General features: G+C 45.1%; 21 protein-coding genes and 2 other annotated features. All 21 genes read left to right on the forward strand.

All coding sequences use genetic code 11. The features are described from left to right. The first annotated feature begins 46 nt into the window (after positions 1-46). The 21 genes from radA to rpoC all read left to right on the forward strand — a co-directional run bounded on the left by radA (position 47) and on the right by rpoC (position 23,297). Complete coding sequence (radA, locus tag ACXACN_RS15560) at positions 47-1,426, forward strand: DNA repair protein RadA (RefSeq protein WP_474965689.1); 1,380 nt, start codon at positions 47-49, stop codon at positions 1,424-1,426. Further along, positions 1,427-2,500, forward strand: a complete 1,074-nt coding sequence (disA, locus tag ACXACN_RS15565; protein ID WP_474965690.1) for a DNA integrity scanning diadenylate cyclase DisA — start codon at positions 1,427-1,429, stop codon at positions 2,498-2,500. A 154-nt stretch (positions 2,501-2,654) separates the two neighbouring features. Continuing rightward, positions 2,655-3,749, forward strand: a complete 1,095-nt coding sequence (locus ACXACN_RS15570) for a PIN/TRAM domain-containing protein (RefSeq protein ID WP_474965692.1) — start codon at positions 2,655-2,657, stop codon at positions 3,747-3,749. Between the two features lie 98 nt (positions 3,750-3,847). Continuing rightward, positions 3,848-5,038 (forward strand): bifunctional 2-C-methyl-D-erythritol 4-phosphate cytidylyltransferase/2-C-methyl-D-erythritol 2,4-cyclodiphosphate synthase, encoded by a 1,191-nt coding sequence (locus ACXACN_RS15575; protein WP_474965694.1) that lies wholly within the window; start codon positions 3,848-3,850, stop codon positions 5,036-5,038. A gap of 57 nt (positions 5,039-5,095) precedes the next feature. After that, positions 5,096-6,565, forward strand: a complete 1,470-nt coding sequence (gene gltX, locus ACXACN_RS15580; protein ID WP_474965696.1) for a glutamate--tRNA ligase — start codon at positions 5,096-5,098, stop codon at positions 6,563-6,565. 44 nt (positions 6,566-6,609) lie between these two features. Continuing rightward, positions 6,610-6,829, forward strand: a binding site (T-box leader). Positions 6,830-6,907: 78 nt separating this feature from the next. Next, on the forward strand, positions 6,908-7,564 hold the full coding sequence (gene cysE, locus ACXACN_RS15585) for a serine O-acetyltransferase (RefSeq protein WP_474966890.1): 657 nt from the start codon (positions 6,908-6,910) through the stop codon (positions 7,562-7,564). Further along, on the forward strand, positions 7,554-8,954 hold the full coding sequence (gene cysS, locus ACXACN_RS15590) for a cysteine--tRNA ligase (protein ID WP_474965698.1): 1,401 nt from the start codon (positions 7,554-7,556) through the stop codon (positions 8,952-8,954). Before cysE ends, cysS begins: the two co-directional genes overlap by 11 nt. Positions 8,955-8,964: 10 nt before the next feature. Beyond that, on the forward strand, positions 8,965-9,363 hold the full coding sequence (locus tag ACXACN_RS15595; RefSeq protein WP_474966891.1) for a Mini-ribonuclease 3: 399 nt from the start codon (positions 8,965-8,967) through the stop codon (positions 9,361-9,363). After that, a complete protein-coding gene (gene rlmB / locus ACXACN_RS15600; protein WP_474965700.1) occupies positions 9,363-10,106 on the forward strand; it encodes a 23S rRNA (guanosine(2251)-2'-O)-methyltransferase RlmB in 744 nt (247 codons plus the stop codon). Before ACXACN_RS15595 ends, rlmB begins: the two co-directional genes overlap by 1 nt. Positions 10,107-10,109: 3 nt before the next feature. Next, a complete protein-coding gene (locus tag ACXACN_RS15605; protein WP_474965701.1) occupies positions 10,110-10,619 on the forward strand; it encodes an NYN domain-containing protein in 510 nt (169 codons plus the stop codon). 81 nt (positions 10,620-10,700) lie between these two features. Further along, a complete protein-coding gene (gene sigH, locus ACXACN_RS15610; protein ID WP_089654448.1) occupies positions 10,701-11,357 on the forward strand; it encodes an RNA polymerase sporulation sigma factor SigH in 657 nt (218 codons plus the stop codon). Positions 11,358-11,436: 79 nt separating this feature from the next. Further along, a complete protein-coding gene (gene rpmG, locus ACXACN_RS15615; RefSeq protein ID WP_074736204.1) occupies positions 11,437-11,586 on the forward strand; it encodes a 50S ribosomal protein L33 in 150 nt (49 codons plus the stop codon). Between the two features lie 40 nt (positions 11,587-11,626). Beyond that, positions 11,627-11,803, forward strand: a complete 177-nt coding sequence (gene secE, locus ACXACN_RS15620; protein WP_089654447.1) for a preprotein translocase subunit SecE — start codon at positions 11,627-11,629, stop codon at positions 11,801-11,803. Positions 11,804-11,931: 128 nt separating this feature from the next. After that, entirely contained in the window at positions 11,932-12,468 is a 537-nt protein-coding gene (gene nusG, locus ACXACN_RS15625) for a transcription termination/antitermination protein NusG (RefSeq protein ID WP_474965703.1), read from the forward strand. Positions 12,469-12,620: 152 nt separating this feature from the next. Next, positions 12,621-13,046, forward strand: a complete 426-nt coding sequence (gene rplK, locus ACXACN_RS15630; RefSeq protein WP_035511717.1) for a 50S ribosomal protein L11 — start codon at positions 12,621-12,623, stop codon at positions 13,044-13,046. A 117-nt stretch (positions 13,047-13,163) separates the two neighbouring features. Further along, on the forward strand, positions 13,164-13,859 hold the full coding sequence (gene rplA / locus ACXACN_RS15635) for a 50S ribosomal protein L1 (RefSeq protein WP_089654445.1): 696 nt from the start codon (positions 13,164-13,166) through the stop codon (positions 13,857-13,859). 51 nt (positions 13,860-13,910) lie between these two features. Next, positions 13,911-14,056 (forward strand) — a sequence feature (ribosomal protein L10 leader region). A 43-nt stretch (positions 14,057-14,099) separates the two neighbouring features. Then, positions 14,100-14,600, forward strand: coding sequence for a 50S ribosomal protein L10 (gene rplJ / locus ACXACN_RS15640; protein WP_089654444.1), 501 nt, complete (start codon positions 14,100-14,102; stop codon positions 14,598-14,600). A gap of 49 nt (positions 14,601-14,649) precedes the next feature. After that, positions 14,650-15,015, forward strand: a complete 366-nt coding sequence (gene rplL / locus ACXACN_RS15645) for a 50S ribosomal protein L7/L12 (protein ID WP_474965705.1) — start codon at positions 14,650-14,652, stop codon at positions 15,013-15,015. 153 nt (positions 15,016-15,168) lie between these two features. After that, positions 15,169-15,774 (forward strand): class I SAM-dependent methyltransferase, encoded by a 606-nt coding sequence (locus ACXACN_RS15650; protein WP_474965707.1) that lies wholly within the window; start codon positions 15,169-15,171, stop codon positions 15,772-15,774. A gap of 311 nt (positions 15,775-16,085) precedes the next feature. After that, positions 16,086-19,613, forward strand: coding sequence for a DNA-directed RNA polymerase subunit beta (rpoB, locus tag ACXACN_RS15655; RefSeq protein WP_206948243.1), 3,528 nt, complete (start codon positions 16,086-16,088; stop codon positions 19,611-19,613). Positions 19,614-19,685: 72 nt separating this feature from the next. Beyond that, complete coding sequence (gene rpoC, locus ACXACN_RS15660; RefSeq protein ID WP_474965708.1) at positions 19,686-23,297, forward strand: DNA-directed RNA polymerase subunit beta'; 3,612 nt, start codon at positions 19,686-19,688, stop codon at positions 23,295-23,297. The last annotated feature ends 134 nt before the right edge of the window (positions 23,298-23,431 follow it).

The raw sequence follows: 23,431 nt of genomic DNA on the forward strand, positions 1-23,431 counted from the left end.
ACAATCTTTTACGTATAGAATAATAAGAATAAGGAGCGAGATAATCTTGGCAAAGAGGAAAACAAAGTTTGTTTGCCAGGAATGTGGGTATGAGACACCTAAATGGATGGGAAAATGCCCGGGGTGTAATCAATGGAACACACTGGTCGAAGAAATGACGGCTGCACCGGCGAATTCCAGACATGTGTTTCAGACAAGCTCCACTTCCGCAACAACGAAACCAGAAAAAATCACACAAATCAAATCACAAAAAGAACCGCGTATGCCAACGGATATGCCTGAATTTAACCGGGTGTTAGGTGGAGGAATCGTTGCGGGGTCTTTAGTTTTGATCGGCGGAGATCCGGGTATCGGTAAATCCACTCTCTTACTTCAAGTATCTGCGCAGATCGCCAAAAAAGATTTCCCTGTCCTCTACATATCCGGTGAGGAGTCTTCAAGACAAACAAAGCTTCGGGCTGAACGCCTGGATATTACATCTGATGAACTGTATGTCTTATCAGAAACGAACTTACAGGATGTTATTAACCAAATCGAAACCATTGAACCGAAGTTCGTTGTCATAGACTCGATCCAGACCATCTTTAAAGAAGACGTCACTTCTGCTCCAGGAAGCGTTTCGCAAGTACGTGAGTGTACCAGTCACTTGATGAGAATTGCCAAAAGCAAAGGTATTCCTATTTTTATTGTTGGGCATGTTACTAAAGAAGGTTCAATTGCTGGTCCACGTCTGCTGGAACATATGGTAGATGCGGTCCTTTACTTCGAAGGGGAGCGGCATCATACGTTCAGGATTTTAAGAAGTGTAAAAAACCGCTTCGGAAGCACTCATGAAATGGGGATCTTCGAAATGAAGGAGAAAGGTTTGGAAGAGGTGCTGAACCCTTCTGAGATCTTCCTTGAAGAACGTTCGCAAGGGGCCGCAGGTTCCATTGTAGTGGCTTCCATGGAAGGGACAAGGCCGGTCCTTGTAGAAATTCAAGCGCTGATCTCTCCCACGGCTTACGGAAACCCGAGGCGTATGGCTACTGGGCTTGATAACAGTCGAGTCCCGCTTTTAATGGCTGTCCTGGAAAAGAGAGCGGGTCTTCTGCTTCAGAACCAGGATGCTTATGTCAAAGTGGCTGGTGGAGTGAAGTTGGATGAGCCGGCGATCGACTTAGCCGTTGCGATCAGTATTGCCTCAAGTTTTCGTGATCAGTCTTCCAACGGAGATGATGTTGTTGTCGGTGAGGTTGGCTTGACCGGTGAAATACGTCGAGTGGCTAGAATTGAGCAAAGAGTTCAGGAAGCGGCGAAATTAGGATTCAAACGAGTCATCATCCCTAAGAAGAACATGGATGGCTGGACGCCTCCTTCAACAATTGAGGTCATCGGTGTCAGTACCGTTCAGGAGGCGATGAAGGTTACACTGGGGGATTCATAAATGGAATGGCATGAAATCAAAGAACATGGAATTGGAGAAATTCTTCAACTGGTGGCACCCGGCACCCCCTTGAGAGACGGCATTGACAACGTCCTTCGTGCCAAAACAGGCGGGTTGATTGTGCTCGGATATGGCGATCACATGCGTGATCTTGTGGATGGAGGGTTCCATATCCAGTCTGACTTCACACCAGCCCACCTTTACGAACTGGCGAAGATGGATGGGGCGTTAATCTTAAACGATGAAGGGACGCGTATTCTTTATGCGAATGCGCAGTTGATGCCGGATCCAGATATCCTCTCCACAGAAACAGGAATGCGGCACCGGACGGCAGAGCGTGTAGCTAAACAAACGGGTGCTCTCGTCATCGCTATATCTCAGCGCCGAAACGTCATCACGTTGTATAAAGGGTCCCTTCGTTATTCACTGAAAGATATAGGCGTCATATTAACGAAAGCCAATCAGGCGATTCAGACATTGGAAAAGTATAAAAATGTGCTCGACCAAAGTGTGACGAATCTCGGTGCCATGGAGTTTGAGAACATGGTTTCCTTTTCTGAAGTCGTTCAGGTCGTCCACCGAATTGAGATGGTGCTGCGGACGAAAACGGAGATTTTAAACTATGTGAATGAACTCGGCACAGAGGGACGACTGATTCAATTGCAATTAACAGAATTGGTGTCGAATATCGAAGACGAAGCGACATTGCTATTGCGCGATTATAGTAAGCGCCCTGATTATGAACCTTATTATATTTTGAGAAAAATGCAGGAGATCACCAACACGGAGCTTCTCTCAGATGAGCAAGTGTTGAAGCTCATGGGTTATTCACCAAGTACGAAATTGTCAGATCCCATCGTTCCAAGAGGATACCGGATACTAAGCAGGATCCCAAGGCTGCCGGCGCTGATTATTGAGCATTTAGTTGAAAGGTTCAGTACGCTTGAAGAACTGATCCAAGCGTCCTCAAAAGAGCTGGTTAAAGTGGACGGTGTTGGAGAAATCCGCGCAATGAAAATCAGAGATGGCCTCGACCGGATACAGGAACAGTTGTTCGTGGACCGTCATATATAAGAACATTGACTTATTTATTATCTATGTGATATGATAATTTGTTTGAAGATTGACTTATTTTGGAAGTTATGCTAAGTTAAAAATCATCATTCCTTTTTTATATGGTTAATGGTTGTTAGGTTTGGTCATACTGTGTTTGAGGAGGTGAATACAAGTGCTTAAACGTATCGTACAGTTGTTTATTGTTATAACCGGCGGAACCATAGGTTACCTCTATTTCCCAGAGCTGTTTACAACCATGGGTCTGACTTGGCAGAATTGGATACAATCTGTCTTAGGGGCCGTACTAGGAGCACTTATATTATTTTTATTTACTTTTTGGATTGTGGATTATATTGTCGATTTCTTAAGGTGGGTGGAGGATACCCTCGTCCGGGCGCCGGTAGCGGATTTGCTGTTTGGTAGCCTCGGTTTGATCGTCGGGTTGATTATCGCCTATTTGATCAATATCCCTGTACAAGATATCCAGATCCAAGTGGTTAACCAAGTCGTTCCGATCTTTTTAACGTTCTTATTAGGATACTTCGGTTTTCAGGTCGGTTTTAAGCGTAAAGACGAATTTTTGAATTTAGTTTCAAAGAAAGACAAGAAGTTAGACGAAGACCTTCAAGGAGAATCCACGGTCGACCCCGCTTTGGTTCCAAAAAGAAAAATCTTGGATACGAGTGTGATTATTGATGGCCGTATTGCGGATATTTGTGATACACATTTCCTTGAAGGAACCATTGTCATTCCACAATTTGTGCTGGAAGAATTGCAACATATCGCTGATTCTTCTGATGGTCTAAAAAGAAATCGTGGACGTCGTGGTTTGGATGTCTTGAACCGTCTTCAGAAGGATCTCCCTGTAAATGTTGAAATTTACGAAGGGGACTTTGAAGACATTCAGGAAGTAGACAGTAAGCTGGTGAAGCTTGCCAAGGTCATGGATGGAATTGTCGTGACCAATGATTTCAACTTGAATAAAGTTTGTGAGTTTCAAAATGTCCAAGTCTTGAACATTAATGATCTTGCGAATGCTGTGAAACCGGTCGTGCTTCCAGGGGAAGAGATGACAATTCAAGTGATCAAAGACGGGAAAGAGCAGAATCAAGGGGTCGCTTATTTGGACGACGGCACGATGATCGTTGTCGAAGAAGGAAAAGACTTTATCGGAAAGACGATTGAAGTCGTAGTTACAAGCGTGTTGCAGACATCTGCCGGCCGTATGATTTTTGCGAAGCCGAAATCACTTGAAAAAGCCTTGTAAAAACGGTATAAACAAATAGAGAATGACAAAAGTGATAACATGCGTGTTATCGCTTTTGTTGTTTTATGAACGTCTAAACAAACGTGGGATGGATACGCATGACAAAATATACAGCCATTATACTTGCGGCAGGGCAGGGTAAACGGATGCTCGCCGGTCGCAATAAGCAGTTTTTGAAAATCGGTGATCAACCGTTAATCTGTCATACCCTCTCCGTCTTCGATCAAGATGAGTGGTGTGAAGAGTTAATATTAGTAACCAACGAACGCGAACGGTCTCAGATGGAGCAACTATTACGTGAGTATCCGCTCCAACACTCGGTTTCCCTGGTCGATGGGGGAGCAGAACGACAAGATAGTGTATTTGCAGGGGTGAAAGCAGTCAGGCAGCGAGAACTACCTGTGTTTATTCATGACGGAGCGCGTCCGTTTGTATCACAAGAGCTTTTGCATGAATTGTCGGTGACAGCCTATGAAAAAGAAGCCGCTCTTCTCGCTGTACCTGTGACCGATACGATCAAGCAGAAATCAGGTCATCATTTGGATACATTGGATAGAAGTACGTTGTGGGCGGCACAGACACCTCAAGCCTTCTCCTATGATTTGATTTATGAAGCGCATGAACAAGCGAGGAAAAGCAGATACTACGGCACAGACGACGCCTCTCTTGTCGAGCGTTTGGGAAGAGAAGTGGCAATCGTTGAGGGAAGCTATGACAATATCAAGCTTACGACTCCAGAAGACTTACATAAAGCTAAAGCGTACTTGAATAACCAGAGAAAAGGAAAGGTGGAGGATGGTCTTATGTTTCGTGTTGGGCAAGGATTTGATGTACACCAGTTAACGAAAGGGCGGCCTTGTATCATCGGAGGTATTGAAATCCCGTATGAAAAGGGGCTGATCGGCCATTCCGACGCAGATGTCCTCCTGCACACAATTGCAGATGCATGCCTTGGAGCAATCGGAGAAGGGGACATCGGCAAACATTTTCCAGACACCGATCCTACCTTCAAAGATGCAGACTCTGGTCAACTGCTTCAGCATGTGTGGGATATCGTAACGGAACACGGGTACGAACTTGGAAATATCGATTGTACGGTCATTGCCCAGGCACCGAAAATGGCCCCATACATTGAAAAGATCCGTGAAAATATCGCGACCCTCCTAAGGGTGGAACCCGGAAAGATTAATGTAAAAGCAACGACTACGGAAAAGCTCGGTTTTGCAGGCCGGAAAGAAGGCATAGCTGCTCAAGCGGTCGTTCTGTTGCAAAATACTCAGCATTCCTAAACAAAAAATGATAAAATAAGTCAAGGATATAGACCGGAATAGGAAAGGGGAACAATTATGTCTAACGAAGTACGGGTGCGCTATGCACCAAGTCCGACAGGGCACCTTCACATTGGGAACGCAAGAACTGCTCTATTCAACTACCTTTATGCGAAAAATGCAGGTGGGAAGGTAGTCATTCGTATTGAGGATACAGATGAAAAGCGAAACGTCGAGGGCGGTGAAAAGAGCCAGCTCGACTACTTGAAGTGGTTGGGAATCGAATGGGACGAGAGTTCAGAAAAAGGGGGAGAATATGGCCCCTACCGTCAAATGGAACGCCTGGATATTTATAAGAAACATGTCGACGAATTGATGGAGCGAGGTCTTGCATACAAATGCTATATGACAGCAGAAGAACTTGAAGCAGAACGCGAAGCTCAAATGGCACGAGGCGAAGCGCCTAAATACTCGGGTGCTCACCGTGATCTAACAGAGGAACAAATTGCAGCGTTTGAAGCGGAAGGCCGCAAGCCTAGTATTCGTATCCGTGTCCCTGAAGACCATACGTACACGTTTAATGATATCGTCCGTGGCGACATCACTTTTGAATCCAGCGATTTTGGTGACTGGGTCATTGTTAAGCAGAACGGAACACCAACGTATAATTTCGCTGTTGCGATTGATGACTACTTAATGAAAATTACACACGTTCTGCGTGGAGAAGAGCATATTTCAAATACACCGAAACAAATGATGGTGTATGAAGCTTTCGATTGGGAGCCTCCAAAGTTCGGGCATATGACTTTGATCCTTAACGAAGAACGTAAGAAACTGAGTAAACGTGATCAACATATTCTTCAGTTCATTGAACAATATAAAAATCTCGGATATCTTCCAGAAGCTCTCTTCAACTTCATAACGTTACTCGGCTGGTCACCAGTTGGGGAGGAAGAAATTTTCACTCAGGATAAACTTGTTGAGATCTTTGATGCTGATCGCCTTTCCACTTCACCAGCGGTCTTCGATCCGGCCAAGCTGAAATGGATGAACAACCAGTACATCAAAGCATCTGACTTGGACAGCGTAGTTGAACTTGCTCTACCTCATTTAGTTGAGGCTGGACGCTTGTCTCAAGATATGAGCGAGGAAGATCGCAAGTGGGCACGTGAACTGATCAGCCTTTATCAGGAACAATTGAGCTACGGAGCAGAAATCGTTGAACTTACTGAGTTGTTCTTCAAACAGGAGATCCAGTACGATGAGGCCGCTATGGAAGTTCTTGAAGGAGAACAAGTGCCAGAAGTGTTGGAAACGTTCAAGAAGAACCTCCACGAGCTTGAGGAATTCACGCCTGAAAACATCAAGAAACAAATCAAAGCTGTTCAAAAAGAGACAGGGCATAAAGGGAAGAAATTGTTCATGCCTGTCCGTGTAGCGACAACAGGTCAAACTCACGGTCCTGAATTACCGAACGCAATTCACTTGCTCGGACTTGAGACGGTAACGGTCCGTTTGAATGATGTACTAAGCAAGTTACAAGCTTAATTCGTTCACAAGTGGGAAAGAATATCATATAGTAGAGATACCTATACGAAACGTTGATGAGGAGAAGTAAGAGGCCCCTCTCTTCTACAGAGAGAATCACCTTGGCTGGGAGTGATTCGTAGAGAAGCCTTTGAAATGCACCTCGGAGTCTTCGGCTGAACGAAGTATGCCGAAGCGGGTTCCTTCCGTTATCAAGGGTGAAGCGGGGATAGACAAAAGAGTCGATCCCAAACAGAGTGGAACCACGTTTAACGCGTCTCTGTGCCAATGGCACAGAGACGCGTTTTTTGTTTTACACGAGTGCGCTTCTGTTTCAGAACAAGGAGGGGAGCAAGTATGGGGCTGTTCAAAATGTTTAAAGATGATGTTGATGTGGTGTTCGATCAAGATCCTGCTGCTCGTTCATATATTGAGGTGATTCTGACCTATTCAGGGTTGCATGCGATATGGGCACATCGGGTGGCCCATGCTTGTCACAAACGTAAGTTTTTCTTCCTGGCCCGGCTCATATCCCAATGCAGCCGCTTCTTGACAGGCATTGAAATCCATCCCGGAGCGAAGATCGGGCGACGCTTTTTCATTGACCATGGGATGGGCGTCGTGATCGGTGAAACGTGTGAGATTGGAGATAATGTAACGATCTTTCAAGGGGTGACGCTTGGAGGGACTGGGAAAGAAAAAGGCAAAAGACACCCGACTCTCCTTGACAATTCATTAGTAGCGACGGGAGCGAAAGTGCTCGGATCCATTACGATCGGAGAGAACTCTAAAGTGGGGGCAGGGTCTGTTGTGCTCCACGATGTTCCGAACAATTCAACGGTCGTTGGGATCCCGGGTCACGTCGTCATCCAGGATGGAAAAAAGGTTCAAAAGAAGGACCTGGATCACCATAAACTTCCCGATCCTGTGTACGACCGGTTGAATGAAATGGAGAAGGAAATGGCAGAACTGCGCCAACAATTGGAGGAAACCAAAGGAGTGAACCAACATGGCAATTAAACTATACAACACACTGACAAGAAAAAAAGAACCATTCCAGCCATTGGAAGAAGGAAAAGTAAAGATGTATGTCTGTGGCCCAACGGTCTATAACTATATTCACATCGGAAATGCAAGACCGGCCATCGTTTTTGATACGGTGAGAAGATATTTTGAATACCGGGGCTACGATGTGCACTATGTGCTTAACTTTACGGATGTCGATGATAAATTGATTAAAGCTGCCAATGAAATGGACGAAGGAGTCTCAGATATCGCTAATCGTTTCATCGCTGCTTACAAAGAAGATGTAGGAGCACTCGGGGTAAAAGAAGCGGTAGATCATCCACGTGTGACCGAAAACATGGATGAGATCATCAGCTTTATCCAGGGATTGATCGACAAAGGGTTTGCTTATGAATCGGGAGGGGATGTATATTTCCGCACACGATCCTTTGATCAATACGGAAAACTTTCTCACCAGTCCATTGATGAGTTAAGGTCCGGAGCGAGAATCGAAGTGGGGGATAAGAAAGAAGACCCGCTTGATTTCACCCTTTGGAAAGATGCGAAGGAAGGCGAAGTTACTTGGGATAGTCCGTGGGGAAGCGGTCGTCCGGGCTGGCATATCGAGTGCTCTGCCATGGCGAAGAAATACCTTGGGGAAACGATTGATATTCATGCAGGCGGGCAAGACTTAACCTTCCCTCACCACGAAAATGAGATTGCGCAATCAGAAGCGCATAATGGGGAATCTTTTGCGCGGTATTGGATGCATAACGGGTACATTAATATAGACAACGAAAAAATGTCGAAGTCTCTCGGGAACTTCATCCTTGCTCATGATCTTGTGAAGAAGCATGACCCTCAAGTCATCCGCTTTTTCATGCTGAGTGTGCAATACCGTCACCCGATCAACTTCAGTGATGAGTTGTTGAAAGGCGCTAAAAGCAGCTTTGACCGGATCAAGAATGCGTACGAGAACATTCAGCACAGGAAAAAAACGACGATGAGCCTGGAAGATGACCAAGGCGAGTGGCTTGATAAAGTGGCTGGTTTCAAAGAGCAATTCCTTAAAGAAATGGACGATGATTTCAACACCGCCAATGCGATTTCAGTCCTGTTCGATTTAACTAAAGCGGCGAACTTATATTTACAAGAGGATCAGACGCATGAAAAGGTCTTAACGGCATTTGAAGAGTTGTTCGAGGAATTGACAGGAGTTCTTGGCATTCAGCTGCAGGCACAGGAAGAGCTGCTTGATGCGGAAGTGGATGCTTTGATTGAAGAGCGTATACAAGCAAGAAAAAACCGTGACTTTGAACGTGCCGATCAGATTCGCGATGAGTTGAAAGACCGCAACATCATCCTTGAAGATACTTCCCAGGGCACGAGATGGAAGCGGGGCTAAGACGATGGCGATGGCAAATGCAAAACAAATGAAGAGCCTTGCTCTCGCTTATATGGGTGACTCAGTTTATGAACTTTACGTCAGACAACACCTGCTTGAAAAAGGAGAGGTGAAGCCTCAACACCTTCACCAGGCGGCGATTCAGTTTGTATCCGCTCCCTCCCAGGCAGGCGTTGTCAACGTATGGCTGGAGGAAGGAAGACTGACAGAAGAAGAGGAAGGTGTACTCAGGAGAGGGCGGAACGCTAAATCGGGATCTGTCCCTAAAAACACCAACGTACAGACTTATCGTTATTCGACCGCATTTGAAGCGGTGTTGGGCTTTTTGTATTTATCCGGTCAGACAGAGCGGCTGGAAACGTTAATACAACATGCCATTCAAACCGTTGAAGAAAGGAGTGAAGCGTAATGAGTGGAGAGTGGATCATAGGAAAGAACCCGGTCCAGGAAGCAATCCGTTCCGGTAGACCGATCAATAAAGTGATGGTATCGGATCAACTGCAGCACCAGGCATATAAAAAGCTTGAACAGTTAGCTAAAGAACAGGGGCTCCTCGTCCAAAAGGTGCCGAAGAAAAAAATTGACCAGCTGGTTGACGGGAATCATCAGGGGGTAATTGCTTCAGTCGCTGCTTATGAATACAGTGATTTGGAAGATTTATTTGCAAAAGCGGAAGAAAGGGACGAGCCTCCGTTTTTCATTATTTGTGATGAAATTGAAGACCCGCACAATCTCGGTTCCATTTTGCGAACGGCCGATGCGACTGGAGCTCATGGTGTCATCATACCGAAGAGGCGTTCCGTTTCCTTAACGGCAACGGTCGCAAAAACATCGACAGGTGCGATTGAATATATCCCAGTGGCCCGCGTAACGAACCTCGCCCGGACCATTGATGAGTTGAAAGAAAGGTTCGTCTGGGTTGTCGGTACAGACGCGGTAGGCACAGAAGATTATCGTCAGCTGGACGGAAAAATGCCCATTGCCCTCGTCATTGGCAGTGAAGGCCGTGGCATGAGCCGTTTAACGAAAGACAAGTGCGATTGGACGGTAAGTCTTCCGATGGCTGGAGAAGTGACTTCATTGAATGCGTCCGTGGCAGCTTCCCTATTGATGTACGAAGTTTATAGAAAGCGTCATCCGTTAGGGGAATAAGGCATGAACGTCTTAATCGTCGATGGTTATAATATGATTGGCGCTTGGCCGGAATTAAAAAAACTGAAGGAGAAAGATCTCGGGCAGTCCCGGGATCTCCTTGTTGAGATGATGGCAGAGTATCAGTCCTATACTGGGGACCGGATCATGATTGTTTTTGATGCTTACCATGTCCGGGGAGTTGAAAAAAAACAAAAAAATTACAAAGTGGAAGTCATCTTTACAAAAGAAAATGAGACGGCAGATGAGCGGATTGAAAAAATGGTTGGAGAATTGAATGATGTTCGTACTCAAGTTTATGTAGCGACGTCGGATTATGCCGAACAACGGACCATCTTTGGTCAGGGAGCGTTCAGGAAATCAGCAAGAGAGCTGTATATTGAAGTGAAGAATATTGAAAACCAAATAGAGAAAGATGTCGAAAGCCAGAATCAATACCCGTATCAATCGAAGATCCCCATCAAAGAAGAAGTTAGGGAACTGTTTGAGAAATGGCGGCGAGGAGATAAATAATTCTGACAACTTGTTGACGCTTTTTAAGATCGTACTGTATAATATTGCTATATTGAGGTAGCACGGTCGGAGGGATCCTGTGTGAGCATCTTACAAACGGAGAAAAGCACCAACGATTTGGATCTTAGCAAGCTTGATGACGAAGAAGTCGTTGAACGGATTAATCAAGGACAGGTCCAGGCGCTGGATTACTTGATTAATAAGTACAAGAATTTTGTGCGCGCGAAAGCTCGGACATACTTTCTTATTGGCGCAGACCGGGAAGATATCGTCCAAGAAGGGATGATTGGTTTATACAAAGCCATCCGCGATTACAGAGAGGGCAAATTGTCATCTTTCAAAGCATTTGCAGAATTATGTGTCACCCGTCAAATTATCACCGCTATTAAAACCGCCACAAGACAGAAGCATATCCCGTTGAATTCCTACGTTTCTTTGGACAAGCCTATTTATGATGAGGAATCAGACCGGACATTACTAGATGTTATAGCTGGTTCCAAAGCGATCGACCCACAAGAATTGATTGTAAATAAAGAAAAGTTTTCAGACATGGAAGAGAAAATGTCGGAGTTATTAAGTGATTTAGAGAAAAAAGTGCTGACCCTCTACTTGGATGGACGTTCCTATCAAGAGATATCCGTTGAGCTAGATCGACACGTGAAATCTATTGATAACGCTTTACAACGTGTGAAGAGAAAGCTCGAAAAATACTTGGAAATCAATGAAATCACTCTGTGAGAGCTGCATTGACAGTAATCGGTAAGAGTGCTACATTTAGTGAGTATGTGTAAACCTCTCTAGATTGAGGTGACGGATAATGAGAAAAAAAGTTATTTTAGCTTGTACAGAATGTTTAAGTCGGAATTATAGTTCATATATAAATCGATCCAACCAATCCGAACGTCTTGAAGTCCGTAAGTTTTGTAAAAAGTGCGGAACGCATACTTTACATCGCGAGACGAAATAGAGAAGGAAGCCAGTTGGCGCAAGTTTGGGGGTATTACAGCATGTTTAAGTTCTTCAAGAATGTAGCGCGAGAGATGAAGAAGGTGAGCTGGCCAAAAGGTCAGGAACTGTGGAAATACACGATCACTGTTATTTTGACTGTCACTTTTGTGGCTGTATTCTTCGCTATTGTAGATCTTGGGATTTCCCAGGTGCTTGAACTCATAGCTCAAGAATAGTAGAGTGGATTTTATGCTATAATAGGAGATAGACTTACAAAAACCCGTTCTGCGGGTTTTTTCATGTTGGAGTAATATTCATCAACTCTAGTATAAGGGAGGGAAGGGCAAGCACTTGTCCTGCGAATATGGAAAAAAGATGGTATGTAGTGCACACCTATTCAGGTTATGAGAACAAAGTGAAAACAAACCTGGAGAAGCGTGTGGAATCAATGGGAATGGAAGACAAGATCTTCCGTGTTCTTGTTCCCGAAGATGAAGAAGCAGAGATTAAGAATGGCAAGAGGAAAATCGCGAAGAAAAAAGTATTCCCTGGTTATGTATTGGCTGAAATGGTCATGACAGACGATTCTTGGTACGTGGTACGGAACACACCGGGGGTAACTGGTTTCGTTGGCTCCACCGGTTCCGGATCCAAGCCGATCCCTCTACTTCCTGAAGAAGTAGAAACCGTTCTTAAGCGCATGGGCATGAACGAACAACCGAAAGCAGAGGTTGACTTCGAGGTGAAGGAAAGTGTTAAAGTAACAGACGGACCTTTCGCAAACTTCACAGGATCCATTGAATATATTGATACGGACAAACAAAAAGTGAAAGTCCATGTCAATATGTTCGGGCGTGAAACTCCGGTAGAGTTAGACTTCACCCAAATCGAAAAATTATAAAATTTATCTCTCCCCTTGCATATTGGAGATAAAGATGCTAGAATTTTTATGTTCTATATGCGCCCCAAAAGAGGGCGATTGCGTAGATATCGCAATGAGTGGGAGGGGTTGAACCCTATTACCACATCACGGACTTTAAGGAGGTGTGTCTCGTGGCTAAAAAAGTTATTAATGTTGTAAAGCTTCAGATTCCTGCAGGTAAAGCGAACCCAGCACCGCCAGTTGGACCAGCACTAGGTCAAGCAGGTATTAACATCATGGGATTCTGTAAGGAATTTAACGCTCGTACACAGGAACAAGCAGGTACGATCATTCCAGTAGAAATTACGGTTTATGAGGACCGTTCCTTTACATTCGTTACGAAAACTCCACCAGCTGCTGTTCTTCTTAAGAAAGCGGCAGGAGTTGAATCAGGTTCCGGTGAACCGAACCGTAACAAAGTAGCTTCTGTTAAGCGCGACCAAGTACGCGAAATCGCAGAAACGAAAATGCCTGATTTGAACGCTGCTGACGTTGAAGCTGCTATGCGCATGGTTGAAGGTACAGCGCGCAGCATGGGAATCACGATCGAAGATTAATCCCACAGCGTCACATGGAGATAGGAAAAGGTTGCGGAAATGGAGCTTGTGACTCTTTCGCAACCTTTATTCGTGGGAGGAAAATCCGTTAAAACCACAACGAGGAGGAAATAAATAATGGCTAAGAAAACGAAAAAGCAACAAGAGCTAGCGAAGCTTGTTGACCGTACAAAAGCTTATGATGTGCAAGAAGCAATCAAGCTTGTAAAAGAAACTTCAAAAGCGAACTTTGACGAAACTGTCGAAGCAGCATTCCGTCTAGGTGTAGACCCTAAGAAAGCGGACCAGCAGATCCGTGGCGCGATGGTGCTTCCACACGGTACAGGTAAATCTCAGCGTGTGCTTGTTTTCGCTAAAGGTGATAAAGCGAAAGAAGCAGAAGCAGCAGGTGCTGACTACGTAGGTGAACAAGACCTAATCAACAAGATCAACCAAGGTTGGTTCGAGTTTGATGTCGTAGTAGCAACTCCTGACATGATGGCTGAAGTTGGTAAGCTAGGTCGTGTACTAGGACCAAAAGGTCTTATGCCAAACCCTAAAACAGGTACAGTGACATTCGAAGTAGAAAAAGCTGTTAACGAAATCAAAGCAGGTAAAGTAGAATACCGCGTTGATAAAGCAGCAAACATCCATGTTCCAATCGGGAAAGCTTCTTTCGATGAGAACAAGTTGGCTGAAAACTTCGCAGCAATCACTGAAACACTTGTTAAAGCGAAGCCACAAGCATCTAAGGGAACTTATATGCGTAACGCTGCTGTTTCATCTACGATGGGACCTGGAATCAAAGTAGACGTTTCTGGTTACACAAAGTAATAAAAAAGTGTTGACTTTCCGTTACCTACGATATATACTAGGTAGCGTTGTATAAATAAATACGTTATACCGTAGACAGCAGGAGCGGATTTCCGCTTAATGTCCTGCCGAGGTGTGTGATATAAATAGAGCAGCGCGATCTGCCCTGCTCTATGAAACACCTCCATGTCTATGTGGGGGTGTTTTCTTATGAGTAAAACCTTCGAACGGTATGATGAAAAGTCAATAGGAGGTGGAACAATGAGCAGTGTTATCGAACAGAAGAAACAGATTGTATCTGACTTGGCTGACAAGTTCCGCAACAGTAAATCTGCAGTCGTTGTAGACTACCGCGGACTTGATGTAGCAGAAGTTACTGAACTTCGTACCCAGCTTCGTGAAGCAGGCGTAGATTTCAAAGTGTATAAAAACACAATGGTCCGTCGTGCTGCTGATGAAGTGGAACTATCTGAACTTAACGAAGTCCTACAAGGACCGACAGCTGTCGCTTTCCATGAGGACGATGCTGTAGCTGCGGCTAAAGTATTGAACAACTTCGCTAAAGATCACGATAGCCTTGAGATTAAAGGTGGAGTAGTTGAAGGACAAGTTGCAACTCTTGAGCAAATCAAAGAACTTGCAAACCTTCCAAACTACGAAGGTCTTGTATCTATGTTCCTAAGCGTACTACAAGCACCTATCCGCAACTTCGCATACGCTACGAAAGCGATCGCGGATCAAAAAGAAGAAGAAAGCGCGTAAGTTAGCGTTCGTTTAAACCATAACAACAAAAACTAAGGAGGAATTTCTCATGTCTAACGAACAAATTATCGAAGCGATTAAGGAAATGTCTGTTCTTGAGCTTAACGACCTAGTTAAAGCAATTGAAGAAGAATTTGGTGTATCTGCTGCAGCTCCAGTTGCTGCTGGCGCGCCTGCTGCAGGTGGCGAAGCTGCTGAAGAGCAAACTGAATTTGATGTAGTACTAGAATCTGCTGGATCTTCTAAGATCAAAGTAGTTAAAGCAGTACGTGAAATCACTGGTGCTGGTCTTAAAGACGCGAAAGAAATGGTTGACGGTGCTCCAGCTAAAATTAAAGAAGCTGTTTCTAAAGAAGAAGCTGAAGAAATCAAGTCTAAGCTTGAAGAAGCAGGCGCTTCTGTCGAAGTTAAGTAAGAGAATGTTTAAAGTAAAGCTCGCTGATTTATCGGCGGGCTTTCTTTTTCTTAACAGACAAATTCAGCAAGAGGGCATTCGTTTTGCTAGACTTGTTGGAATCAGGAATAAAACCTTGCCATTTCAATAGATGAAAAAGAAGGTGTTCGGATTATGTCGGAGCATTATTATTCAAAGAAAACAACGACAAGCAGTGAAGAAAAGACGTGGGACTTTGAGTTGCTCGGTCATGAGTTCACATTCACTACGGATAATGCCGTTTTTTCTAAAAAAGAAGTGGATTTCGGATCTCGTTTAATGATCGAAAGCTTCGAGGGGCCGGGTATTCAGGGAGATATCCTTGACCTTGGCTGTGGATATGGCCCGATCGGTTTGTCTTTAGCTAAAGCATATGAAGATCGCCATGTAATGATGGTCGATGTCAATGAGCGTGCTTTGAGGCTTGCGGAGAAAAATGCAGCGGATAATGAAGTTAGGAACGTCACGATTCAAGAAAGTGATCGTTTGAAGGCAATAGATGATCGGAAGTTTGCGGCTGTTCTAACAAACCCGCCCATCCGAGCTGGGAAACAAGTCGTACACGCGATGTTTGAAGAAGCGAAGGAAGCTCTACTTGATGAAGGAGAGTTGTGGGTCGTGATTCAAAAGAAGCAAGGGGCACCATCTGCTAAAAAGAAACTTGAAGAGTTGTTCGGAAATGCAGAGGTAATGAACAAACAAAAAGGGTATTACATCCTTAAAGCTAAAAAGTTTGACTAGCCCTATTTGTTGTGCTAGTATTGAAAAATGCCAATATATCTGAAGTCTGTCAAGTCTTTTTTTACAAATACGTATAAAAAGTTGATAGATGGTCAGAATGGTAAAATCGAACACCGAAAGTAAATGAGGTTTTTATGTATGAAAAGCCTTTTTCTTTTTTGTCTAACGTTAGAGAGAAATGAAGAATCACCATTCGTTGTAAGGCGAATGTTTAAATAGTGCTTGTGGCAAGATCAACCGCAAGCCTGTTCGGCATGTCTTGCCGAACCCTTTTTTCGTTATTAAAATGCTTGATTTGAGGGGTGAATCAGTTGACAGGTCAACTAGTTCAGTATGGACGACACCGCCAGCGCAGAAGTTATGCACGCATCAGTGAGGTATTAGAATTACCGAACTTGATTGAAATTCAAACCGCTTCTTATGATTGGTTCTTAGAAGAAGGCTTGAAGGAAATGTTCCAGGATATTTCTCCAATCGAAGATTTCACAGGTAATTTGTCACTGGAGTTTGTGGACTACAGTCTTGGCGAACCAAAGTATCCAGTCGATGAGTCAAAGGATCGCGATGTAACATATAACGCACCACTACGTGTGAAAGTACGTCTCTTAAATAATGAGACGGGAGAAGTGAAAGAACAAGAAGTATTCATGGGTGATTTCCCACTGATGACAGACACAGGTACCTTCGTAATTAATGGTGCTGAGCGTGTTATCGTTTCTCAGCTTGTTCGTTCTCCTAGTGTGTACTTCAACAAGAAGATTGATAAGAATGGTAAGAGAGGTTACACAGCTACCGTCATCCCGAACCGCGGAGCGTGGCTTGAGTTTGAAACCGATGCAAAAGACGTCGTACACGTCCGTATCGATCGTACTCGTAAGTTACCAATTACCGTGCTTTTACGTGCTTTAGGATTCGGTACGGACCAGGAGATCATCGATCTTATTGGTGATAACGAATACTTGAAGAACACGTTGGAAAAAGACAATACGGAAAACACAGAGAAAGCATTGCTTGAAATCTACGAGCGTCTGCGCCCTGGCGAGCCGCCAACGGTAGAAAATGCGAAGAGCTTGCTTGTGTCCCGTTTCTTCGACCCGAAACGCTATGACCTAGCACGTGTTGGTCGTTATAAAATGAATAAAAAGCTTCATATCAAAGATCGTTTGTTTAACCAAACGCTGGCAGAAACGCTAGTAGATGAAGAAACAGGCGAAGTGATCGCTGAAAAAGGGGACAAGATTGATCGTCGCCTATTGAACAAGCTGATCCCTCACTTTGATGATGAAGAAGGCACATTGAGTGAAGAAACGTTGGACCCGGTAGACGGAGTCCTTGAAGACCCAATCCAAGTCCAGTCTGTCAAGATCGTTGACCCGACGGACCCAGAAGGTGAACGTTCTATCAATGTCATCGGCAATGCAAACATTGATCGTGACGTGAAGAACATCACCCCTGCGGATATCCTTTCTTCCATCAGTTATTTCTTCAACTTGTTGCACGATGTCGGTGGAACAGATGACATTGACCACCTTGGTAACCGCCGCCTACGTTCGGTTGGTGAATTACTTCAGAACCAGTTCCGTATCGGTCTTTCCCGTATGGAGCGTGTGGTTCGTGAGCGTATGTCTATTCAAGACACATCTTCCATCACACCACAACAATTGATTAACATTCGCCCTGTCATTGCCTCAATTAAAGAGTTCTTTGGCAGCTCGCAGCTATCTCAGTTCATGGACCAAACCAACCCGTTGGCAGAATTGACGCATAAACGTCGTCTTTCAGCATTGGGACCTGGTGGTCTGACTCGTGAGCGTGCAGGATTCGAAGTTCGTGACGTACACTATTCCCACTATGGTCGTATGTGTCCGATCGAAACGCCGGAGGGACCAAACATCGGTTTGATTAACTCCCTTTCTTCCTATGCGAAAGTGAACGAGTTTGGTTTCATCGAAACACCATATCGTCGTGTGGATCCTGATACGAATAAAGTAACGGCTCAAATCGACTATCTGACAGCTGATGAGGAAGACAATTACGTTGTCGCACAGGCGAACGCTAAGCTTGAAGATGACGGTGCTTTCACGGATGAAGAAGTTATCGCTCGTTTCCGTGGTGAGAACACGGTCGTTAGCCGTGATCGTATCGACTACATGGATGTATCTCCGAAGCAGGTTGTATCTGCTGCGACGGCATGTATTCCTTTCCTTGAGAACGATGACTCCAACCGTTCCTTGATGGGTGCGAACATGCAACGTCAAGCAGTACCATTGCTCAAACCTGATGCTCCGCTTGTCGGTACAGGTATGGAATATGTATCCGGTAAAGATTCCGGTGCGGCTGTTATTTGTAGACATGAAGGAATTGTAGAGCGCGTAGAAGCAAAAGAAGTTCGTGTGCGCCGCATTTCTGAAGTAGATGGCAAAGAGGTCGAGGGTGATCTTGATCGTTATCGCCTGCAGAAGTTCATTCGATCTAACCAAGGAAGCTGTTACAACCAGCGACCAATCGTTTCTAAAGGGGATCGCGTGAAGCAAGGAGAAATTCTTGCAGACGGACCTTCCATGGATATGGGTGAATTGGCTCTAGGTCAAAACCCACTTGTCGCTTTCATGACATGGGATGGTTATAACTATGAGGATGCCATCATCATGAGTGAACGTCTCGTGAAAGATGATGTGTACACGTCCATTCATATAGAAGAATACGAATCCGAAGCTCGTGATACGAAACTCGGACCAGAAGAAATCACTCGTGACATTCCAAACGTTGGTGAAGACGCACTTCGTGACTTGGACGACCGTGGAATTATCCGCGTGGGTGCTGAAGTAAGCGATGGTGATCTGCTTGTTGGTAAAGTTACGCCAAAAGGTGTGACTGAACTATCTGCAGAAGAGCGTCTCCTTCATGCAATCTTCGGTGAAAAAGCCCGTGAAGTCCGTGACACATCCTTGCGTGTGCCACACGGTGCAGGCGGAATTGTCCTTGACGTGAAAATCTTCAACCGTGAAGACGGAGACGAACTACCACCAGGTGTGAACCAGTTGATTCGTGTCTATATCGTTCAGAAGCGTAAGATTTCTGAAGGGGATAAGATGGCTGGTCGTCACGGAAACAAAGGTGTTATTTCTAAGATTCTTCCAGAAGAAGATATGCCTTTCCTTCCGGATGGTACCCCGGTAGACATCATGTTGAACCCACTAGGTGTTCCATCACGTATGAACATCGGTCAGGTACTAGAGCTGCACATGGGTATGGCTGCTCGTTTGATGGGTGAAAGAATTGCTACCCCAGTATTTGACGGTGCCCGCGAGGAAGATGTATGGGAAACGTTGCAAGAAGCAGGCATGGCCCGTGATGCCAAAACGATCCTGTATGATGGACGTACTGGAGATCCATTTGATAACCGAGTATCCGTCGGTGTCATGTATATGATCAAACTGGCGCACATGGTTGACGATAAATTGCACGCCCGTTCAACTGGACCGTATTCATTGGTTACGCAACAGCCACTTGGTGGTAAAGCGCAATTCGGTGGACAGCGTTTCGGTGAGATGGAGGTATGGGCACTTGAAGCATACGGTGCTGCTTATACTCTTCAAGAAATCTTGACTGTTAAATCAGATGATGTCGTCGGACGTGTGAAAACGTACGAAGCTATCGTTAAAGGTGACAACGTTCCTGAGCCTGGCGTTCCTGAATCATTCAAGGTTCTAATTAAAGAGCTGCAGAGTTTGGGAATGGATGTAAAAATCCTTTCTGGTGATGAACAAGAGATCGAAATGCGTGATATCGAAGAAGAGCAAACCAAAGAATCCGAGAATTTGAACTTAGACGACTAAGATAGAAATACTGCTGCTGCTCGTGTTCTAAGTTTAGGGTAAAACCTGGATACTGAAAGGGAGGTAGGCCCCTTGCTAGATGTAAATAACTTTGAGTATATGAAAATTGGCCTGGCTTCACCGGATAAGATTCGTTCTTGGTCTTACGGTGAGGTTAAGAAGCCAGAAACCATCAACTATCGTACGTTGAAACCAGAAAAAGACGGTCTTTTCTGCGAGCGAATTTTCGGCCCGCAGAAAGACTGGGAGTGTCACTGTGGGAAATACAAGCGTGTCCGTTATAAGGGTGTCGTTTGTGACCGCTGTGGCGTAGAAGTAACAAAGGCTAAAGTACGCCGTGAGCGTATGGGGCACCTAGAGCTAGCTGCCCCTGTCTCTCACATTTGGTACTTCAAAGGAATTCCGAGCCGTATGGGTCTTGTGTTGGACATGTCTCCAAGAGCATTGGAGGAAGTCATCTATTTCGCAGCCTATATTGTTACGGATCCAGGTGAGACGGCACTTGAGAAGAAGCAACTGCTTTCTGAAAAAGAATACCGCTCTTACCGCGAGAAGTTCGGACAAGGATTCCAGGCGGCTATGGGTGCAGAAGCCATCCGCAAGCTCCTATTTGATATCGACCTTGATGGTGAAGTAGATACGTTGAAAGAAGAGCTGAAAACAGCTCAAGGACAACGTCGTACTCGCGCGATCAAGCGTCTTGAAGTATTGGAATCTTTCCGTAACTCAGGAAACGATCCATCATGGATGATTCTTGACGTACTTCCGGTCATCCCACCGGAACTTCGTCCAATGGTCCAGCTTGATGGTGGACGTTTTGCGACATCCGATTTGAACGACTTGTATCGTCGTGTAATCAACCGTAACAACCGCTTGAAGCGTTTGTTGGACCTTGGAGCACCGACAATCATCGTTCAAAACGAGAAACGTATGCTGCAAGAAGCTGTCGATGCATTGATTGATAATGGTCGTCGTGGCCGCCCTGTAACAGGGCCAGGAAACCGCCCGCTTAAATCCCTTTCTCACATGTTGAAAGGTAAGCAAGGTCGTTTCCGTCAGAACTTGCTAGGTAAGCGTGTTGACTATTCCGGACGTTCCGTTATCGTTGTAGGACCATCCTTGAAGATGTACCAGTGTGGTCTTCCAAAAGAAATGGCTCTGGAATTGTTCAAACCATTTGTTATGAAAGAGCTTGTATCCCGAGGTCTTGCTCATAACATCAAATCAGCGAAGCGCAAAATCGAGCGCGTGCATCATGAAGTATGGGATGTCCTTGAAGATGTCATCAAAGAACACCCGGTTCTACTCAACCGTGCACCAACGTTGCACCGTTTGGGTATCCAGGCCTTTGAACCGACACTTGTCGAGGGTCGTGCCATTCGTCTGCACCCGCTTGTATGTACGGCATACAACGCCGACTTCGACGGAGACCAAATGGCTGTACACGTGCCACTATCTTCTGAAGCTCAGGCGGAAGCACGTATTTTGATGCTTGCTGCTCAAAACATTCTTAACCCTAAGGATGGTAAGCCAGTCGTTACACCTTCCCAGGATATGGTATTAGGTAACTACTACTTGACTCTGGAAAGAGAAGGTGCCATCGGAGAAGGCATGTTCTTCAAAGATTTGAATGAAGCATTGATGGCTTATCAAAACGGCTATGCCCACCTGCACACCCGTGTAGCTGTTCAGGCTAGCTCTTTGAATAACGAAACATTTACTGAAAAACAGAATCAGCAGCTTCTACTAACTTCAGTAGGTAAGTTGATTTTCAACGAAATGCTGCCGAATTCATTCCCTTATATCAATGAACCGACGAAAGAGAACTTGGAAATCAAGACTCCTGATCATTACTTCATTGAAAAAGGTACGGATATCCGCGAGGAGATTTCCAAGCGCGAAGAAGTATCTCCATTCAAGAAAGGAATCCTTGGGGATATCATCGCAGAAGTGTTCAAGCGTTTCTCCATCAGTGAAACGTCTAAGATGCTTGACCGCATGAAGGACCTTGGTTTTGCTTACTCCACGAAGGCCGGTATTACTGTCGGTGTATCCGACGTTGTCGTACTTCCAGAGAAGCAGGAAATCCTTGATGAAGCGCAGGAGAAAGTAGATAAAGTCTTGAAACAGTTCCGTCGTGGTCTTATCACTGAAGAGGAACGATATGATCGCGTCATCGAAATCTGGTCTGCGGCTAAAGATGATATTCAGAACCGTCTGATGAAGTCCTTGAACCCGCGTAACCCGATCTTCATGATGAGTGATTCCGGTGCCCGTGGTAACGCCTCTAACTTTACGCAGCTTGCTGGTATGCGTGGTCTGATGGCCAACCCGGCTGGACGAATCATCGAACTTCCGATCAAGTCCAGTTTCCGTGAAGGTTTGACGGTACTTGAGTACTTCATCTCCACACACGGTGCCCGTAAAGGACTTGCCGATACGGCCCTTAAGACAGCCGACTCCGGTTACTTGACTCGTCGTCTTGTAGACGTAGCTCAAGATGTCATTGTCCGTGAAGATGACTGTGGAACGGACCGAGGACTCCCTGTTGCTGCATTGACAGAGGGAACAGAGGTGATTGAACCATTAATCGACCGTCTGATCGGACGTACAGCATTCCAGACAGTGAAACACCCTGAAACTGATGCTGTTATGGTTGAAAGAAATGAAGTTATATCTGAAGATGTCGCACGTCAAATCGTTGATGCTGGCATTGAAGAGATCGTGATTCGTACAGCATTCACATGTAATACGAAACACGGAGTTTGTAAGAAATGTTATGGCCGTAACCTTGCTACAGGTGATGAAGTTGAAGTCGGCGAAGCAGTTGGAATCATTGCTGCACAATCCATCGGTGAGCCAGGTACACAGCTTACTATGCGTACCTTCCACACAGGTGGTGTAGCCGGAGACGATATCACGCAGGGTCTTCCGCGTATCCAGGAGATTGTGGAAGCCCGTAATCCGAAAGGTCAAGCTGTGATCACAGAGATTGACGGTACGGTTCATGAAATCAATGAAGTAAAAGAGAAGCAGGAAATCGTCGTTCAAGGTGCTGTAGAATCACGTTCTTACACCGCTCCTTATGGTGCGCGTATGAAAGTGTCCGTTGGTGATGAGGTCAAAGCTGGTGGACCTCTAACAGAAGGTTCCATTGATCCTAAAGAATTGCTGACCGTTCAAGGTCTTGATGGCGTTCAAGAATACCTTCTCAAAGAAGTACAGAAAGTTTACCGAATGCAAGGGGTTGAAATCTCCGACAAGCACGTCGAAGTTATGGTGCGCCAGATGCTTCGTAAAGTACGTGTCCTTGACTCTGGTGACACAGATGTACTTCCAGGTTCTCTACTTGAGATTCACCAATTCAAAGATGCGAACCAAAAAGCGCTTATGGAAGGTGGCCAACCGGCAGTCGGTCGTCCGGTCATCCTTGGTATTACCAAAGCGTCTCTTGAAACAGACAGCTTCCTATCCGCTGCATCGTTCCAGGAAACAACACGTGTCCTTACAGACGCAGCGATTAAAGGTAAGCGTGATGAGTTGCTAGGACTGAAAGAGAATGTTATTATCGGTAAGCTTGTTCCTGCAGGTACGGGTATGACTCGATACCGCAAGATCCAAGCGCAATCCGAGCAGCAAAGACAAGAGGTTCCAGAAGTGACGGAAGAAGTCACACATTCTTAAAATAAAGAAGTAGATGTTAACAAGGTGTAAAATTAAAGGAAGCACTAAAAAACTCACCCGGATGCAGTTGACATGCATTTGGGTGAGTGATATTATAATCAAGGTGCTTCCATTTATCCTTGTTACTTTGGAGG

The sequence above is a fragment of the Halobacillus sp. AWM4_238 genome (assembly GCF_056158265.1).

What these genes read in the sequence shown, in the direction of transcription:
- disA (WP_474965690.1), top strand. Translation starts at nt 1,427, where the DNA reads ATGGAATGGCATGAAATCAAAGAACATGGAATTGGAGAAATTCTTCAA.
- ACXACN_RS15575 (WP_474965694.1), top strand. Translation starts at nt 3,848, where the DNA reads ATGACAAAATATACAGCCATTATACTTGCGGCAGGGCAGGGTAAACGG.
- gltX (WP_474965696.1), top strand. Translation starts at nt 5,096, where the DNA reads ATGTCTAACGAAGTACGGGTGCGCTATGCACCAAGTCCGACAGGGCAC.
- cysS (WP_474965698.1), top strand. Translation starts at nt 7,554, where the DNA reads ATGGCAATTAAACTATACAACACACTGACAAGAAAAAAAGAACCATTC.
- ACXACN_RS15595 (WP_474966891.1), top strand. Translation starts at nt 8,965, where the DNA reads ATGGCAAATGCAAAACAAATGAAGAGCCTTGCTCTCGCTTATATGGGT.
- rlmB (WP_474965700.1), top strand. Translation starts at nt 9,363, where the DNA reads ATGAGTGGAGAGTGGATCATAGGAAAGAACCCGGTCCAGGAAGCAATC.
- ACXACN_RS15605 (WP_474965701.1), top strand. Translation starts at nt 10,110, where the DNA reads ATGAACGTCTTAATCGTCGATGGTTATAATATGATTGGCGCTTGGCCG.
- rpmG (WP_074736204.1), top strand. Translation starts at nt 11,437, where the DNA reads ATGAGAAAAAAAGTTATTTTAGCTTGTACAGAATGTTTAAGTCGGAAT.
- secE (WP_089654447.1), top strand. Translation starts at nt 11,627, where the DNA reads ATGTTTAAGTTCTTCAAGAATGTAGCGCGAGAGATGAAGAAGGTGAGC.
- nusG (WP_474965703.1), top strand. Translation starts at nt 11,932, where the DNA reads ATGGAAAAAAGATGGTATGTAGTGCACACCTATTCAGGTTATGAGAAC.
- rplA (WP_089654445.1), top strand. Translation starts at nt 13,164, where the DNA reads ATGGCTAAGAAAACGAAAAAGCAACAAGAGCTAGCGAAGCTTGTTGAC.
- rplJ (WP_089654444.1), top strand. Translation starts at nt 14,100, where the DNA reads ATGAGCAGTGTTATCGAACAGAAGAAACAGATTGTATCTGACTTGGCT.
- rplL (WP_474965705.1), top strand. Translation starts at nt 14,650, where the DNA reads ATGTCTAACGAACAAATTATCGAAGCGATTAAGGAAATGTCTGTTCTT.
- ACXACN_RS15650 (WP_474965707.1), top strand. Translation starts at nt 15,169, where the DNA reads ATGTCGGAGCATTATTATTCAAAGAAAACAACGACAAGCAGTGAAGAA.